The sequence below is a fragment of the Flavobacterium terrigena genome, assembly GCF_900108955.1.
Lineage (GTDB): Bacteria > Bacteroidota > Bacteroidia > Flavobacteriales > Flavobacteriaceae > Flavobacterium > Flavobacterium terrigena.
In genome coordinates this window covers 123,568-141,019 of the sequence record NZ_FNYA01000005.1, presented here as the reverse complement: position 1 = coordinate 141,019, position 17,452 = coordinate 123,568, and the positions used below count along the sequence as shown (strand labels likewise).

The window sequence follows — 17,452 nt, the reverse complement described above, 5'->3', positions numbered from 1 at the left end:
ATAACTTGAGACTTGAAACCTTACTTTTAAACAAAAAACCAATGCTTAAGCACAGTTTAAATTTCAAATTATCGCAAAAATTATCTCCTCAACAAATTCAGTTGATGAAGTTAATTCAATTGCCTACGCAAGCTTTTGAGCAACGTTTGCAAGAAGAAATGGTTGAAAATCCAGCTTTAGAAGGAAGTTTAGATGACAATAATGAATCGTTAGATGATTATAATGATAACTCAAATGACGAGGATAGTTATGATGATTACGACAACGACCAAATTGATACTGGCGATATCAACATCGACGAATATTTAAGCAACGACGAAACGCCTGATTACAAATATCAAAGCAATAATTATAGTGATGATGACGAAGACAGAACGATGCCAATGCAGGCGCAAGTTAGTTTTCATCAAGATTTAATTAATCAGTTAAATACTTTTATCCTTACGGAAGATGACAGAGAAATTGCTGAGTTTTTAGTGGGAAGTATTGAAGATTCAGGTTATATCCGAAGAACGATTCAGGATATTGTGGACGATATGGCTTTTACACAAGGTGTGTATACCGATGAAAAAACGGTAGACAGAATCTTACACATCGTACAACAATTAGAGCCTTCTGGAGTTGGTGCAAGAGATTTACAAGAATGTTTGTTAATTCAATTGAAGCACAAAACACCAACGGATTCGGTAAATTTAGCAATTGCAATTATTGAAAAACAATTTGATGCTTTTACTAAGAAGCATTACGATAAATTATTACAAAAATTCGATTGTACGAAAGAACAATTGAAAAAAGCCATAGACGAAATTGAAAAACTAAATCCAAAACCAGGAGGAAGTTACGATAGCAATAGTAGAATGGTGGAACACGTGGTTCCCGATTTTACGATTCGTATTGTGGATGGCGAATTAGAATTACTTCTGAACGGAAGAAATGCTCCAGAATTGCACGTTTCTAAAGATTATCAAGAAATGTTGCAAACCTATAAAGTATCTAACGATAAATCGAATTCTCAAAAAGATGCGGTTCAATTTATCAAACAAAAATTAGATTCAGCGAAATGGTTTATTGATGCGATTAAGCAACGCCAAGAAACGTTATTTGTAACGATGAATGCGATTATGTTTTTTCAACAGGAATACTTCTTAGATGGCGAAGAATCGAAGTTAAAACCGATGATTCTAAAAGATATTGCAGATTTGATTGGTTTAGACATTTCTACGATTTCTCGTGTCGCAAATAGTAAATATGTGGATACACCTTACGGAACAAAATTGATTAAAGAATTCTTTTCTGAAGCAATGAAAAACGACCAAGGTGAAGATGTTTCTACCATCGAAATCAAAAATATTTTAGAGCGCGTTATTGCTGAAGAAGACAAAAGTAAGCCTTTGCCAGACGAGGATTTAGCTGCAATTTTAAAAGAAAAAGGTTTTCCAATTGCAAGAAGAACTATTGCGAAATACAGAGAACAATTAGATATTCCAGTAGCTCGATTGAGAAAAAAAATGTAGCTTTAGAGTTAATTTCCTAAAACCTTTTCAATTTGAAAACAAAATACCTTTTAAAACCGTTTTCATATATTTTTCATCCCATATTTATTTCTATTTATGGAGCAATTTTATACTTTTTATTTACTAAAAACATAACTTTATTAGCGGAAGTGTATTTGTCATTCATTCAAATATTCATTCTTACCATACTTTTACCTTTGTGTTTTTTCATGTTGTTGAAAACTTTAAAAAAAGTTAAATCTTTTACCGAAGCGACCATTGAAGAAAGAAGATTGCCAATTTTCATTCAAGTATTATTATTATATTGTTTGTTGAATTTTACAATTTTAGAAAGTCATTTTCCTGAATTATATAAATTTTTTCAAGCAGGTTTTATCAGTTCTTTTTTGGTGTTTGTTTCTGTTATGATGCGATTTAAAGCGAGTTTGCATATGATTGGAATTACATCATTATTTGTTTTTACAATGATGTTAACCAGTTATTTAGAAATCGAAGCGACTTATACTTTAGCTTATTTAATTATGTGTATGGGTTTTGTAGCGTCTTCACGTTTATACATGAAAGCACATTCGCCAATAGAATTGATTGTAGGAATGATTATCGGCGGAATGCCACAAATACTAATTTGGTTTTATAAGATATAAAACTGAAATCCAATATTAAAATTACTCATCTTCGAGCCGCCTTTAAAAATTGGGTTCAAACCATAATAGATATAAGGATTCCAAGTATTGAATCCGACCGAAATATAAGCTCCGTATTGCCAACGATTAATTTCGTCTGAAATAGATTCTTTCGTGCTTCCTGAAGAAGATTCGATTTTTAATTTAGAATTGAAAATATAAGTTGCTTTAAAACCAGTATAAATTCTCCAAAAACTATGACTTATTGGGTTAGAATTTCGCCATCTAATTTCTAACGGAATTTCAAGACCATGTGTGGTAATCACCGTTCTAATATTTTCGGCAGGAACTATAGCATTATCACCAAGTAGTTCGTCAGAATTAATAAATTGTTTGATATTGTTATAAGAATAACCTATACCTGGAGCAATGGCCCAATGTCTGTTTTTAGAAATAGGAAAATCTCTTAAAAACCCAACAGTAATTCCAGGAGAAAAAGAAAATTGCTTAAAACCTGTTGGTCTGTTTTGAACTAAATTATAGCTTAAAGACGCATAAAATTGATCTTCTCTATAAAGTGAATCTATTTCGGTTAGATTTGTGTCTGTTGGTTTGATTTCTTGTGAGAAACAAAAAAACGGAATCCATATAAAAAACAATATTTTCATCACTTAATTTTTAGCAGAAAGGAAGGGATTCGAACCCTCGATATGTTGCCATATACACGCTTTCCAAGCGTGCGCCTTCAGCCACTCGGCCACCTTTCTAGTTTTTAATCGTTCATTTCTCCACGTAATGGAGTTTCAAAAGCAGTCTTAAATTCAGATTTCGACATGTTTTGCCCTAATAAATACATCAATTTCGCAATAGCGGCTTCTGTAGTAATATTTTTACCAGATATTAAACCAATTTCCTTCAATTGTGTGCTCGTTTCATATGTTCCCATCAAAACACTTCCTCCGCTGCATTGCGTGACATTTATAATGTGTAATCCGCGTTGAATCGCATTTTCAATTTCACTAATAAACCAATTTTCCATTGGCGCATTTCCTGAACCATAGGTTTCTAAAATTACACCTTTTAAATTTGGCGTGTTTAAAAGCGAATGCAAAATAGTTTTATTAATACCTGGAAATAATTTTAATATTAAAACATTATCGTCAAAACTAGTATTAACTTTTAGTTTCTTAGTCGTTTTTTGTTTTAGTAAAATCGCATTGTTCACTTTCAAATGTACGCCAGATTCTACTAATTCTGGAAAGTTAGGCGAAGTAAATGCATTAAAATGTTCAGCACTTATTTTTGTCGTTCTATTTCCTCTGTATAATTTATATTCGAAGTATAAGGAAACTTCTTGAATCACGGGCTTTCCATTGTCTTGTAAGGAAGCAATTTGAATAGCTGTAATTAGGTTTTCTTTCGCATCCGTACGTAAATCTCCAATTGGTAACTGTGAGCCAGTAAAAACGACAGGTTTGTCTAAGTTTTCAAACATAAAGCTTAAAGCAGAAGCGCTATAAGACATCGTGTCCGAACCATGAAGCACCACAAAACCGTCAAAATCGTTGTATTTTTCTTCAATGATTACAGCAATTTTTTGCCAATCTGTAATTTGCATGTTTGAAGAATCAATTGGGTTTTCAAACGAAACAGTTTCAATATTACAATCCAATAACTTTAGTTCTGGAATACCTTTTATTAGTTTTTTAAAATTGAATGCTTTTAGCGCACCTGTATCGGCATCTTTAATCATACCAATAGTTCCGCCAGTATAAATAAGTAAAATATTTGGCTTATGAATTGCTTTCAATTTTCTGATATTTTAATTTGTTAGTTACCGGATTGGCATACATAGCTAGGAAACTTTCTTTCATTTTAGCGTCACCAGCATTAATTCTTAGTTCTAATCTACGTTTGAAAAGTTGTTTTTCTTCTTCCGTATATTTTTCAGAATAAATAGTAGTGTTATTCATCATATCGTAAGCAATATAATTGGTTGGCCAAAGTTTATACGATTGTAAAATAGAATCGTCAATAACTTGGGCTAATGCCAACATTTGCTTGTTAGAATTGGTTGTTTCTGCTGAAATAGCATCTAATTCGTCTTCTAAAATATCACCGACATGAATGTGAATGCGTTTTTTCTGACCAATAATTCCACTTAAAAGTGTAATAAAATCTTCGTTTTTTTCTTTTAAATAAATTTGGTCATTTGCTTCAGCCATTAATTGTGGCATTTTCAAAGCATCTGTTGGATCATATTCATACGAAATAGAAACAGGCACAATTCGTACTTTCTTAAAGAAATCCATGCTGTTTTTTTCGTCCGAAGCCATCGCCATCATCTTTAAAACACCAGAATGCGTAGCGTCATTTCCGTCCTTTGTTCTTCCTTCGCGTTGTGCAATCCAAACTGAACGGTTTTCTTTAGAAATCAAACTGTACATATATTCCGAAAGTAATTTCGAACTTACTAATAATTCTCTTGGTGACAAATTTCTTTGCACCAAAAAGTTTCTGTTTAGTTTCGAAAGTTTCAATAAAAAATCTTTCTTTACTAAATTATCTCCAATAGCAGAAGCTGTCATTACTAAACCATGTTCGTGTAAACATACATTTAATAACGAAGTATCTAAAATGATATCTCTATGATTCGAGATGAAAAAGTATGACGTATTTGGGTCTAATTTTTCAAAACCAGATGTAGTAAGCCCATCAGAACTTTTCTCTAAAATCTTTTTTATGGCATGATAGGCAAAATTGATTTGAAAATCTCTAATAGAATGTGTGCGAAGCAATTGTTCTTTCCAAACGGCTTCTTCAACATTCGGATAAGCAAAATCCATCAGTGCTTTCATCATAGGATGATTTATAGAAGAACGAATAGCATCGTTGACTTCCGCATCATAATAAGGACGTATTTTATCAAATTTTGACATACTTTATTTTATATCTACAAAAAAACGAAAAAAATAGGAATTAAACGTTATCAAATATTAAAATCCGAAAACATCTTTGCTGTTTTTTGTGGTAATTGCAGCAATTTCCTCTAAAGGCAAGTTATAAATTTCCGATAACTTTTCGGCAACTAATTTTACATAACTACTTTCGTTGCGTTTTCCTCGAAATGGAACAGGTGCTAAATACGGAGAATCGGTTTCTAAAACGATATTTTTGATGTCAATTTCGTTTAAAAACTGGTCTATTTTTCCGTTTTTAAATGTCGCCACACCACCAATTCCTAATTTCATTCCGCAAGAAATAGCTTGATTAGCTTGGTTGAAATCGCCCGTGAAACAATGAAAAATTCCCCAAAGTTCTGGAGATTTTTCTTGTTCTAAAATTTCTAAAACTTCGTCAAAAGCATCACGACAATGAATATTTATTGGTAATTTATAGTGTTTGGCTAATTGAATTTGTCTCGTAAAGACTTCTTGTTGTTGTTTTAAGAATGATTTGTCCCAAAACAAATCGATACCAATTTCGCCAATAGCGGCAAATTTTCGTTTCGATAATTCGGTTTCAACGTGTGCTAATTCTTCCAAATAATTTTCTTTCACATAACATGGATGTAAACCCATCATTAGAAATACATTTTCAGGATATTGCGCTTCCAATTCGTACATTTTTTGCGTATAACTGCTGTCAATTGCTGGTACGAAAAGACGTGAAACACCAGCATCAAAAGCGCGTTGCAGCATAATTTCTCTGTCTTCTGAAAATTCTTCTGAATATAAATGCGTGTGAGTATCTGTGAAAATCATTGTTTGTTTTTTATAAGGTTTTTGAAGTCGAGATTAGTAAACCATTAAGTTGCAACCTCTAATGTCGGAATTGTCAAATCGTCCTAAAACTTCAAATGTTTTGTTTTCGTATTTTTTTCCTAAATCTTGTGTAGCTATAAAAGAACATGAGTTGATGTTGGCCAAATCAATTACGTTAATGCCACCAGTTTTTCCGTTTTCAATATAACTTAAAGCGTCTTCTGTGTCACGAATTAAAATATCCATCCAGATTGGGCATTCGAAAATTCCATTTCCTAAAGAATAGGCTTGCGATAATAATTCGGTCATACCATATTCTGAATGAATCGCGGTAACGCCAAATCCATCGCATAGTGTTTGGTGTAATTCTTCTCGGATGATTTCTTTTCTTTTGCCTTTCATACCGCCAGTTTCCATAATGATGGTGTTTTTCAATTGAAATTTTTTGTATTCGATTAAATCCAATAAAGCATAAGTAACTCCAATTAAAATGATATTCTGACCTTCGTTTTCTAGTTCAATAATTTTATTAGAAAGTTCTTCTAAATTATTCAAGTAAAAACCACTGTCTGGATGATTACTGCTTTTGATTAAATCTTCCACCATGTAAATCAAAGACGAACCATCGCGTTCTAAATAGGATGGAAGTAAGGCTAAGACACAATAATCTTCGATGTTGCCGTAAAACTGAGCAAAGGCTTTGTTGTAACTGTTTTCGTAAAGTGAAACATCTGTTACGAAATGCTTACTCATTATCATACCAGTTGTGCCACTGCTTGTAAAAATGACTTTAGCTTCATCAGTAGAACTTACAATTTTATCCGATTTAAAAAACTGAATCGGTAAAAATGGAATGTCTGGAATTTGCTTTACGTTACTCGGACTTTTTCCTAAATGATTACAAAAAGATTGGTATACTTTATTGTTTTCGTATTGGAAACGAAACACTTTTAAAGTAATTTTTTCAAATTCTTTTTTTGAGGCAATAGAGAATATGTCTTCTTGTGAAATCATATTGCAAAAGTAGAAAAAGATTATTAGTTGTGGGTGGCTTTTCTGATTTTTGAACATAAAAAAAGCACCAACTAAGTGGTGCTTTTAAGATATTTTGAAAAACTAATTACTCAATAATTAATTTTTTAGTTGAAGTTTTTCCTTCTTCAGTAATTTTTACGATGTAAATACCAGAAGTTAAGTTAGAAACATTAACTGTATTGTTAACTACATTAGCATTTACTACTTCTTTACCTAACATGTTTACAATTGATACATTGATGTCACCGTTTAAAGCTGTTTCAATGAATAAATTGTTTTTTGTTGGGTTTGGATACATTTTCAATCCATCAATTTGAGAGAAAGAAGATGAAGATAATACATCAGCAGTGCTTCTTGATACAACTTGTGCTACACCATTGAATTCAGCAACTAAAACTCCTCTATTTGCAGCTCCAGTAGGAACAATTTGTCCGATATAGTTGGCTTCGGCAAATAAAGATCTAAATGCGATATCTGAACCATCATTTAAGTTGTAATTTGTATTAGCTGTAAAAGTTATTATTCCATCAGCCGTTGTAAATGTTGAATTGTTGATTTGAACTAATTCACTTTCATAAGTTTCAATATTTGCTGTAATGTCTGCAGCAGTTACTACTTGAGGCGTAACAGTATTTCCAGAAGATGCAATTGTTGCATTTGTAGATGGTAAAAATTGTAATACGCCACTAAATAAAGATGCTTGTCCTTTTAATCCAGAAACAGCATCACCAGCAACCATTGCTGTTGCAATTGTTCCAGGTAAGTCGTCAATTAAGATAGCCGCAGAAGCGTCTTGAACATATTTTTGATTTCTTGTAGCTCTTGCGTAAGTAATAACTGGGCTACTTGAAACTTGATAATATTTATTTGCACCATTTGCAATTACATCCGCTCTTAAAGCAGCTAAGTCAGCTACAACATTGTAAGAAGCAATTGTGAATGTAACAGAAGTGTTTACGGCAGGAACTACGGCAACATGTGAATTATCTACTAATTCTAAATAAACTGTATAAACCCCAGGAGTTAAACTTGTTAATGAAATTGGTGTTGTGTCATATTTCATTACAACTGAACCACCATTAACTGTATAGTGTATGTGTCCGTTACCTGTTCCGTTAGCAACTGTAAAATTGTTTACTACTAAAGATATAGACATTGAATTTGTTTCTGGGCTAAAAGTTAAGTTGTTTGCAGGTGAAGAAACTGATAAACTTGGAGTAGTTGAGCATCCAACATGAGTGCCAATTTGTCCCCATTCCGCATCAATTGCATAAACTGTCCATTCAGATGTTGCGTCATCTGTACCGAAAGAACTTAAGTTTACAGGGTTTGGGTTACAAACATTTAATTTTCTAATTATTGTATGATTTAGTGTTCCGTCTGCAGTACTTCCAACAGCCCATGCTGTTCCTGGGTCAACTCCAATACTTCCAATAACATCAATAACAGTCCCTAGTTTTTTTAATGCGATTGCATCGTCTCCATTAAAGTTACAAGCGCTTGAAGATGCATCACCAGCTGCGATAATTGCTGCGTTTGAACTACTGTTATATAAAACATAAACATCACCCGCAGCTAACATTGTTCCTGCAGTGAAAGTTTGTGTATTTGTAGCAGTAACTGCACCGTTCGCATATAATTCAACTGAATAATTACTTAAGTCAACTGCAAGATTTGTTCCGTTGTAAATTTGTATAAATTTATTATTACTAGAACCTTCGGAATACATGCCAAAGTATAAATCAGTTGCCTGACCAAAAGAAAAGATTGACATTAGAAGTGTCAATGATAAAAAGTAAATTTTTTTCATGTTTTTAAATTTTTAATTGAGTACAAAGATAAGAAAAACATTAATCTCCAAACTATTTTTTGTAAGGAAATTAATGTTTTCTTAATGTGGGTTTTTTAATAACTAGTTAATAATCAATTTTTTAGTTGATATTTTACCTTCTTCAGTAATTTTTACAATGTAAATTCCAGAAGTTAAGTTTGACACATTTACAGTATTGTTAGTTACTTTAGTATTTATTATTTCTTTACCTAACATGTTTACAATTGATACATTGATATCACTATTTAAAGCCGTTTCAATAAATAAATTGTTTTTAGTTGGGTTTGGATACATTTTTAATCCATCAATTTGAGAGAATGATGAAGAAGATAAAGTAACTTCAGCTGCGCTTCTTGATACAACTTGAACAGCTCCATTAAATTCAGCAACTAAAACAGCTCTATTTCCAGCTCCAGTAGGAATAACTTGTGTGATATAATCTGATTCTGCAAACATTGTTCTGAAAACTATATTTGTACCATCATTTAAAGTGTAACTTGTATTTACAGCAAATGTGATTATTCCGTCAGCTGCAGTGAATGTTGCGTTATTAAGTTGAACTAATTCACTTTCGTAATTTTCAACATTATTTGTAAGGTCAGCAGCAGTAACAATTTCTGGTGTAACTGTGTTTCCAGATGATGCAACTGTTGCATTTTCTAAAGGTAAAAATTGTAATACACCACTAAATATAGAAGCTTGTCCTTTTAATCCAGAAATTGCGTCACCAGCAACCATTGGAGTTGAAATAGTAACAGGTAAATCGTCAATTAAAATTCCTGCTGTAGCATCTTGAATGTATTTTTGATTTCTTGTAGTTCTTGCATAAGTAATAACTGGATTGCTAGAAACTTGGTAATATCTATTAGGACCATTTGCAATTACATCCGCTCTTAAAGCTGTTAAATTGGCAACAACATTGTAAGATGCAATTGTGAAAGTTACAGTTGTGTTTACTGCTGGTACGATAGGCGTATGAGAATTATCTACTAATTCAACGTAAACTACGTAAGTTCCAGGTGTTAAACTTGTTAAAGAAATTGGAGCTGTATCGTATTTCATTACTACCGAACCTCCGTTAACTGTATAGTGAATATGACCATCGCCTGTTCCGTTTGCAACGTTGAAATTACTAACTGTTAAGCCGATAGTTGCAGAAGTAGTAAGTGGAGAATAGATAGTTCCGTTTGTAGGTGTGTTGATAGTTACTAATGGACTTGTGCTAGCTGCTGTCCAAGAAAAATCATCTATAAGAATTCTTTGAGTATTAGCAGTATTAGCTTTTACTCTAACTTTAATGTTAGCGTTAGTGCTATTAATTACGCCATTGATTACTTTCCAATCTGAATCGGTAGTTACTGAAGCATTAATTGTAGAAGAAGGAATCCAAATGGTACCACCATCTGTAGAATATTCAACTGCAAAGTCAACAACAGATGTTCCAGCCCAACGTCTAGCTTTAAAAGTGAAATTGCCAACACCACCACTAGCTATATTCATAGTTATATCTGTAGTGTTGTCTTGCTGTAATCTTAAAGAATTTGTTCCAAATGCACCAGCAAATCCGTCTTGTGTTGTAACTCCATTTCTGATAATATCTGTACTAGTCAAAGTAAATACACCATCTGCATAACTGTGGTTTGAATAACTATTAAATGCAAGCGCACCTTGCGTCCATTTAGTATTGTCGTCAAAATTAATTGTTCCTTGCGATAAGGCAATAAAAGGCATTACGAATAGTAATAAAGAGTAAATTTTTTTCATTTTTGAATTTTTGGGATTAATAGACATAAGTATTCTTAGGTTCATAACATCCTTTGTTACGAACCTAAGAATATATTTATTTTTAATTAGTTGATTATTAACTTTCTAGTTGCAGACGCGTCTCCTTCTTTAATTTTGATGATATAAACACCAGGGTTTAAATTAGAGATATTAAGTTCTTTAGTGTATAAAGTAACATCAATTACTTTTTTACCTAATACATCAAAAACCTCTACTTTTTTGTCAAGGTTTAATCGAGAAGTAATATATACTTTTCCTGTATTGTTAGGGTTTGGGTATAAACTCAATCCTTCAATAGTTGGTTCTTGTGATTTAGAAACATTACCATTCTTGCCTTCTTGGGCTTGGGCGCTTAAACTAAATGTTAAGAATAAAAGTATAATATAAATGTAATTTTTTGCCATAATTTCTATTTGTGAGGTAAAGTTATAAAATAAAAATCAATTACCGTGCCATTAGCTAAAAAAACTCGTCTAATTTTAATAATTAGACGAGTTTTTTTGGATTTATTTTTGTTTCGTAGATTAATCTAAATAATAGATATATCCGAAGTTTAACCATACATTCCAGTCGTTTACTTTGTTTTCTGGATATTTTTGTTGATCTGGACTTAAACCATCTACATAGTTTGAAAAATAATATTGCCATCTTAATTCTACAAATAAATCTGACATTTCATTTAATTTATATCTTGAACCTACACTTGATACAATACTCCAAGTGCTTCCTCCGTTATTATTAACTGCTCCGTTTAAAAACTTTTGACCATCATCTATTGCTCCTGTTGTTAATGGAGAAATTTTTCCTAATGATGAATGAACGTTAGGTTTATAAAAGTTGTAGTGAGCTCCTAAACCAATGAAAGGACCCCAAGCACCATCTGTAGCAGTAAATTGACGAATACTCCAAGGAAAAAATTCTAATTGCATACCAATATCAGTAACTTTAGCTTCACCATCCATGGCTCTTAATTGCGCACCACCAACAGATTGCTTTTCAGCCCATTCTCCAAAATGGTCTAACTTTGTTTTTGTGTATGAAAGTTCTGTACGTAATTTGAAGTGATCATTAAAGTATGTTTCTGGAGTATAACAGTTACATTCTGCTCTGTATGAGAAGTTCATGTAATGTACTAGACCAACACCAAAACCTGTGTTTCCAGCATTTGTTGTTAAATCATGTCTTTCTCCAAAATCAGATTGAAACGCAACTGGTCCAACAAAAGCACCAACTTCATGTGAGAAACCAAACTGAGCGCTTGAAAATTGGGAGATTCCAAATGCAATTAATAGGCTATAAATTATTTTTTTAGTCATTACTGGGAAATTTTATCCGACAAATATAAAAAAACATATTTCATATTAAAATGTTTTTTTTGTTTTATTCAAAAATTGATGATTTTTTTAAGTTTTGGTGTTAAGACTGATGTGGTTTTTGATTTTCTTAAAAAAAGGTTATTTTTTTTAAGATATTCTTCGAAATTTTTTTTAATAGGTGTATATTTGCCATCAGAAAATTTTTTTAAAAACATAATTATGAGTCAAAGTGTTACAGCATTTTTAGGCGAAGTAGCTAAAAGAAATGCAAATGAACCAGAGTTTATGCAAGCCGTAAGAGAAGTTGCAGAAACAGTTATTCCGTTTATCGAGGAAAACCCTAAATACCAAGGCAAAATGTTATTGGAAAGAATGGTGGAGCCTGAAAGAGTAATTATGTTCAGAGTAGTTTGGATAGATGATAAAGGTATTACTCAAGTGAACAGAGGTTACAGAATTCAAATGAACTCTGCAATTGGACCATACAAAGGAGGAATTCGTTTCCATCCTTCTGTAAACTTAAGTATTTTAAAATTCTTAGCTTTTGAGCAAACTTTCAAAAACTCTTTAACTACATTACCAATGGGTGGTGGAAAAGGTGGAGCTGATTTTGATCCAAAAGGAAAATCTGATATTGAAATCATGAGATTCTGTCAAGCATTTATGACTGAATTATCTAAACATATTGGTGGAAACACTGACGTTCCAGCCGGAGATATCGGTGTTGGTGGACGTGAAGTTGGTTACATGTTTGGTCAATATAAAAGATTAAGAAACGAATTTACAGGTGTATTAACTGGTAAAGGAATTTCTTTTGGTGGATCATTAATTCGTCCTGAAGCTACAGGTTACGGAGATGTGTATTTCGCTCATAGTATGTTACAAACTAGAGGAAAAAGTTTCGACGGACAAACTGTTGTTGTTTCTGGATCTGGAAACGTGGCACAATATGCTACTCAAAAAGCAACTCAATTAGGTGGAAAAGTAGTAACTATGTCAGATTCTTCTGGATATATTTATGACGAAGCTGGTATTGATGCTGAAAAATTAGCTTACGTTATGGAAATTAAAAACGTAAACTACGGAAGAATTTCTGATTACGTTAAAAAATATCCATCTGCAAAATTTGTTGAAGGGAAACGTCCATGGGAAGTTAAATGTGATATCGCATTACCATGTGCAACTCAAAATGAATTAGACGAAGCTGAAGCTAAAACTTTAGTAGCAAACGGATGTATCTGTGTGGCTGAAGGAGCAAATATGCCTTCAACTCCAGAAGCAGTTACTGTTTTCACAAACGCAAAAATCTTATTTGCTCCAGGAAAAGCATCTAATGCTGGTGGTGTTGCAACTTCAGGTTTAGAAATGTCTCAAAACTCTTTACGTTTAAGCTGGACTTCTGAAGAAGTTGACGACAGATTAAAAGTAATTATGAAAGACATTCACGAAGCATGTGTACAATATGGTTCTGACGGAAATGGTTATGTTGATTACGTTAAAGGCGCAAACATTGCAGGTTTCGTAAAAGTAGCAGACGCTATGTTAGGTCAAGGTGTAGTATAATTTACATTCTTAAATATAAAAAACGGCTTTCAAGAAATTGAAAGCCGTTTTTGTTTGTAATATATTGGTCTGAATACTGAGACTGAAAACTGATTACTAAACTTTCCCGTTCCACTCGTTATAAAATTGCTCCAAAAACGTTTCCATAAAATCATGACGTTGTTGTGCGATTTTCTTTCCGGTTTCCGTATTCATTTTATCTTTTAGAAGTAATAACTTTTCGTAAAAATGATTAATTGTTGGTGCTGTAGAATTTTTATATTCTTCTTTACTCATATTTAAATTAGGTGCGATTTCTGGATTGTAAATTTCTCTATTTTTAAATCCACCATAATTAAAGGTACGAGCAATTCCTACTGCACCAATCGCGTCTAATCTGTCCGCATCTTGAACAATTTCTAATTCTTTAGAAGTAAATTTCTTTTCGAAGTTTCCACCTTTAAACGAAATATTTTCAATAATTGCCACTACATGACTAATGGTTGCTTCCGAAACATTTTCAGACGTTAAGAAATCTCTAGCGACTTTCGGGCCAACCGTTTCATCGCCATCATGGAATTTGCTATCGGCAATATCGTGTAATAAAGCGGCTAATTGAACTACTTCTAAATCGCATTCTTCATCTTTCGCAATTAATAAAGCGTTGTTGTACACACGTTCCATATGAAACCAGTTGTGTCCGCTTTCTGCATTTTCTAATTGTTTTTTTACGAAGTTTATGGTGTTATCTATTACTGACATAGGTGTTGAAATAAAAACTCCAAATTCAAAAGATTAGTTTTAGAATTTGGAGTTTGTGTTATTGAAATTTTTAATTTATCTAATTAAAGCAGGTTCTACCCATTTAAAAATATGACCTTCTTCTGGGATGATGATTCTTTCAGAAATTTTTCTCATTCTTTCTGGTAATTTCATCAGATAATCTCTAGCTTTTTCAGCTTCAGCTGTTAAACCATTGATATTTCCAATGTCCCATTTTTCATTTAATTTCTGTAAGATATCTACATAATCAGAAGCGGTATACACACCAATTCTTTGTGCAGAATCGGAGAATGCTTCAAAAGCACTTCCTATTTTATCACCAGATTCACGTAAGAAAAGCGCTGGCATCGTAATTTTTTGCTTCATCATGTATTGGAAAGCCAACATCATTTCACTTGGATCTACTTTGAAAATTTGATTCACAAATTCGCTGTATGCTAAGTGATGACGCATTTCGTCTCCAGCAATAAGATTACACATTTTGAAAAGCTTTTTCTCGCCATATTTCTTAGCGATTAATGCGACTCTATTGTGTGAAACGAAAGTTGCTAATTCTTGAAAACTCGTATACACAAAGTTTTTATAAGGATCTCTTCCTGTTCCAATATCAAAGCCATCACTAATTAAATGTTGTGTTGTTTGTTCAATTTCACGCATATTTACTCTTCCAGAAAGATATAAATATTTGTTCAGCACATCACCATGACGGTTTTCTTCACCTGTCCAATGACGTACCCATTTGCTCCAACCATTTCTTTCAACATTATCAATACCTTCCACATCCATTAACCACGATTCGTAGGTTGGAAGTGCTTCTTCAGTAATAGTATCACCTACTAAAGTTACCCAAAAATCGTATGGTAAATCTTTAGAGATTTCTCTTAATTCCTTAACTTCTTCTAAGAAATTTTCATTGTTAGAATCTGGTAACAAATCGGTTGGTTGCCAAATCTTTTCTACTGGAATTAAAAATTCATCCATAAAAGAATCAATTTTTCTTTCCAATAATTGCATGACTTCAAGTCTGATGTTATGTAATGACATGGGGCTTACTTTTTTATATGTTTTTTTATAACTTGTTCTGTTTTTTCGAAAATTTCATCAAACGAATAATCAGAAACTTTTAATGGTTCATGAATTTCTAATGAAATATTGGTGCCTAATCCTAACGGGAATTTACCAAATTTATTCATTTTCCATGAATTATTGATGCTAATGGGTACAAAATACGCATCTGGCGCAAATTTGTACAACATTTTTAATCCATTGACTGCAAATTCTTTAGGTTCGCCAGTTTTACTTCTGGTTCCTTCAGGAAAAATAACAACCGAATAATTATTGGTATTGATAAATTCTCCTACTTTTTTTATTTCTGCTAGCGATTGTTTTCCGTCTTTTCTGTCAATTAAAGCCGAGCCGCCAATTCTTAAATTTAATGATACACTTGGTATGCCTTTTCCTAATTCTTTTTTACTGATAAATTTCGGATGCACTTTTCGTAAAAACCAAATAATTGGAATAATGTCGTGCATACTTTGATGATTGCAAACCAAAACTAAAGGTTTGTTTTCTAATAATTTTTCTCTTCCAATTATGTTATACGTTGTGCCTAAAATATGAGACGTTCTTAAAAGGAAAAAATTTAAGTAAGCGACCGATAATCTGTGTGCATTGTAACCAAATACGTGATAACATACCAACTGAATGGGATGAAAAATAAGTAACCACATTAAAAAAACTAGCGCATAAAGTACCGATAATGGATACGAAATAATTTTTTGCATACCTTTTTATTCTGTTTTTTACGTTGCCAAAGATACTAGTTATAAATAAAAAAAACCACCAAACAGGCGGTTTTTATAATATGCTAGCATAGTAGTTAGCAAAATTCGTTATACGCGTCTTTTAAGTTTTCAGCAATAAGTTCCGCTGGACGACCTTCAATATGGTGACGTTCTAACATATGAACCAACTCACCATCTTTGAATAATGCCATACATGGCGAAGATGGAGGAAAAGGAAACATGTGTTCTCTTGCTTTGTCAACTGCTTCTTTGTCTACACCAGCAAAAACCGTAACTAAATTACTTGGTTTTTTTGCGTTTTCTAAACTCATTTTTGCGCCTGGACGAGCATTTCTTGCTGCACAACCACAAACTGAATTTACTACTACTAACGTTGTTCCTGATTTGCTTATTGCTTGTTCAACTGTTTCAGCTGAATATAAATCTTGAAAACCAGCATCAGATAATTCTGCACGCATTGGTTTTACCATTTCTTCTGGATACATATTTTTGTATTTAATATTCGTTTATAAAGGACAAATTTACAAAGTTTTTAGGTTTAGACATATAAACTTATCATAAAGATTTGTTATCGTTCTATAAATTTCTTCAAATCCTATTTATATTTGCCGCAATTATATAAGTTATGCGATATTATATTCTACTTTTTTTTAGTCTTACCACATTCAGTTTTGCTCAAGAACTCAAAGATGCAGAAATTGAGGTTGTAAATGTGAAAAGCAAACCAAAAGTGGCTACGATTTTAAAAAGATTAAACAAGCAATTGCTTAAAAAAGCCGATACTACAAGTTTTGTTTTCGATTTGCGTCAAGTCAACTTGAAAAATTCCGATACAATTATCAATAGAAAAGAAGATCAAATTATAAAAATCACCAATTTCAATAATACGTTTTCGAAAAAAAATGTGATTGAAAATAAAGACAATTGGTTTACTAATTTTAAAGAGATTTTCAAAAACTATTCTGCAGAGGAATCGCCAATTGGCTGGCTTTCTGGTTTTCCGATTCGTAAAAACTTAACTACGACTGACCTTGATTTTTTTAGTCATCCAAATGGTTACGTTTTTACTAGAGAATGGTTAGATAACGATGAATTATTAGTCACTTTTGAATCGAAAGGTTTTTATAAAGGAAGTTTTATTGTGGATAAAAATTATAATTTATTACAACTGAATTACGAAACGCAAGAACCTTATCCTTTTTTTTATACGAGTGAAGCAAGTATTGGTAAAAACCATAAATTTACTTCCAATTGGATTTACCAAAGAGAAAAAGTAGCCATGAGTTTTGAAATAGTGAAAAATAAAATGGTTTTGAAATCGTTAAGTATAGAAGAAAAACTACGCGATTTTACCTTTAAACGTTTTGATGAAAAAGGTGCTGTTTTCACCGATGTGAATAATTTTTATACTAATATAAAACTGGTGAATAAGAAGTTTGTTGAAGAAGAATAGT

The 17,452-nt window shown here is 32.3% G+C and carries 17 protein-coding genes and 1 tRNA gene; 4 read left to right on the top strand and 14 right to left on the bottom strand.

Annotated features, from left to right (window positions below):
* Nucleotides 1–41 precede the first annotated feature (41 nt).
* Both rpoN and BMX42_RS09700 read left to right on the top strand, forming a co-directional pair.
* Nucleotides 42–1,514 carry an RNA polymerase factor sigma-54 gene (gene rpoN / locus BMX42_RS09705; RefSeq protein WP_091313404.1) on the top strand — a complete coding sequence of 491 codons (1,473 nt, stop codon included), beginning with the start codon at nucleotides 42–44 and terminating at the stop codon, nucleotides 1,512–1,514.
* 32 nt (nucleotides 1,515–1,546) lie between these two features.
* On the top strand, nucleotides 1,547–2,158 hold the full coding sequence (locus BMX42_RS09700; protein WP_143055629.1) for a hypothetical protein: 612 nt from the start codon (nucleotides 1,547–1,549) through the stop codon (nucleotides 2,156–2,158).
* Here BMX42_RS09700 and BMX42_RS09695 read toward each other — a convergent pair.
* The 10 genes from BMX42_RS09695 to BMX42_RS09650 form a co-directional block, all read right to left on the bottom strand.
* Complete coding sequence (locus BMX42_RS09695) at nucleotides 2,146–2,805, bottom strand: porin family protein (RefSeq protein WP_091313015.1); 660 nt, start codon at nucleotides 2,803–2,805, stop codon at nucleotides 2,146–2,148. The genes BMX42_RS09700 and BMX42_RS09695 overlap by 13 nt on opposite strands.
* A gap of 14 nt (nucleotides 2,806–2,819) precedes the next feature.
* Nucleotides 2,820–2,904 (bottom strand) — tRNA-Ser (locus tag BMX42_RS09690).
* 5 nt (nucleotides 2,905–2,909) lie between these two features.
* Nucleotides 2,910–3,947, bottom strand: coding sequence for an asparaginase (locus BMX42_RS09685; RefSeq protein WP_091313012.1), 1,038 nt, complete (start codon nucleotides 3,945–3,947; stop codon nucleotides 2,910–2,912).
* The gene (locus BMX42_RS09680) at nucleotides 3,931–5,076 is read right to left on the bottom strand and encodes a 1-acyl-sn-glycerol-3-phosphate acyltransferase (protein WP_091313009.1); all 1,146 of its coding nucleotides are present in this window, start codon (nucleotides 5,074–5,076) and stop codon (nucleotides 3,931–3,933) included. The genes BMX42_RS09685 and BMX42_RS09680 overlap by 17 nt, the downstream gene beginning before the upstream one ends.
* Before the next feature lie 57 nt (nucleotides 5,077–5,133).
* Nucleotides 5,134–5,901: a TatD family hydrolase gene (locus BMX42_RS09675; RefSeq protein ID WP_091313007.1), complete on the bottom strand. Its 768-nt coding sequence runs from the start codon at nucleotides 5,899–5,901 to the stop codon at nucleotides 5,134–5,136.
* Nucleotides 5,902–5,934: 33 nt separating this feature from the next.
* The gene (locus BMX42_RS09670; protein WP_091313006.1) at nucleotides 5,935–6,915 is read right to left on the bottom strand and encodes a LuxE/PaaK family acyltransferase; all 981 of its coding nucleotides are present in this window, start codon (nucleotides 6,913–6,915) and stop codon (nucleotides 5,935–5,937) included.
* Between the two features lie 106 nt (nucleotides 6,916–7,021).
* The gene (locus BMX42_RS09665; protein ID WP_091313003.1) at nucleotides 7,022–8,746 is read right to left on the bottom strand and encodes a T9SS type A sorting domain-containing protein; all 1,725 of its coding nucleotides are present in this window, start codon (nucleotides 8,744–8,746) and stop codon (nucleotides 7,022–7,024) included.
* A 102-nt stretch (nucleotides 8,747–8,848) separates the two neighbouring features.
* Nucleotides 8,849–10,531: a T9SS type A sorting domain-containing protein gene (locus BMX42_RS09660; RefSeq protein ID WP_177169156.1), complete on the bottom strand. Its 1,683-nt coding sequence runs from the start codon at nucleotides 10,529–10,531 to the stop codon at nucleotides 8,849–8,851.
* A gap of 86 nt (nucleotides 10,532–10,617) precedes the next feature.
* Nucleotides 10,618–10,956, bottom strand: coding sequence for a T9SS type A sorting domain-containing protein (locus BMX42_RS09655; RefSeq protein WP_091312997.1), 339 nt, complete (start codon nucleotides 10,954–10,956; stop codon nucleotides 10,618–10,620).
* Between the two features lie 120 nt (nucleotides 10,957–11,076).
* Nucleotides 11,077–11,868, bottom strand: coding sequence for a THC0290_0291 family protein (locus tag BMX42_RS09650; protein WP_091312995.1), 792 nt, complete (start codon nucleotides 11,866–11,868; stop codon nucleotides 11,077–11,079).
* Nucleotides 11,869–12,087: 219 nt separating this feature from the next.
* On the opposite strand from BMX42_RS09650, the gene gdhA reads away from it, so the two are divergent.
* Complete coding sequence (gene gdhA / locus BMX42_RS09645) at nucleotides 12,088–13,431, top strand: NADP-specific glutamate dehydrogenase (RefSeq protein ID WP_091313400.1); 1,344 nt, start codon at nucleotides 12,088–12,090, stop codon at nucleotides 13,429–13,431.
* A gap of 96 nt (nucleotides 13,432–13,527) precedes the next feature.
* On the opposite strand, the gene BMX42_RS09640 is transcribed toward gdhA, so the two are convergent.
* The 4 genes from BMX42_RS09640 to BMX42_RS09625 form a co-directional block, all read right to left on the bottom strand.
* A complete protein-coding gene (locus BMX42_RS09640; RefSeq protein WP_091312993.1) occupies nucleotides 13,528–14,172 on the bottom strand; it encodes an HD domain-containing protein in 645 nt (214 codons plus the stop codon).
* Nucleotides 14,173–14,247: 75 nt separating this feature from the next.
* A complete protein-coding gene (locus BMX42_RS09635) occupies nucleotides 14,248–15,237 on the bottom strand; it encodes an acyl-ACP desaturase (protein WP_091312990.1) in 990 nt (329 codons plus the stop codon).
* A gap of 5 nt (nucleotides 15,238–15,242) precedes the next feature.
* Nucleotides 15,243–15,977, bottom strand: a complete 735-nt coding sequence (locus BMX42_RS09630) for a lysophospholipid acyltransferase family protein (RefSeq protein WP_091312989.1) — start codon at nucleotides 15,975–15,977, stop codon at nucleotides 15,243–15,245.
* Between the two features lie 95 nt (nucleotides 15,978–16,072).
* Complete coding sequence (locus BMX42_RS09625; RefSeq protein ID WP_091312985.1) at nucleotides 16,073–16,483, bottom strand: BrxA/BrxB family bacilliredoxin; 411 nt, start codon at nucleotides 16,481–16,483, stop codon at nucleotides 16,073–16,075.
* A 140-nt stretch (nucleotides 16,484–16,623) separates the two neighbouring features.
* On the opposite strand from BMX42_RS09625, the gene BMX42_RS09620 reads away from it, so the two are divergent.
* The gene (locus BMX42_RS09620; protein WP_091312983.1) at nucleotides 16,624–17,451 is read left to right on the top strand and encodes a hypothetical protein; all 828 of its coding nucleotides are present in this window, start codon (nucleotides 16,624–16,626) and stop codon (nucleotides 17,449–17,451) included.
* The last annotated feature ends 1 nt before the right edge of the window (nucleotide 17,452 follow it).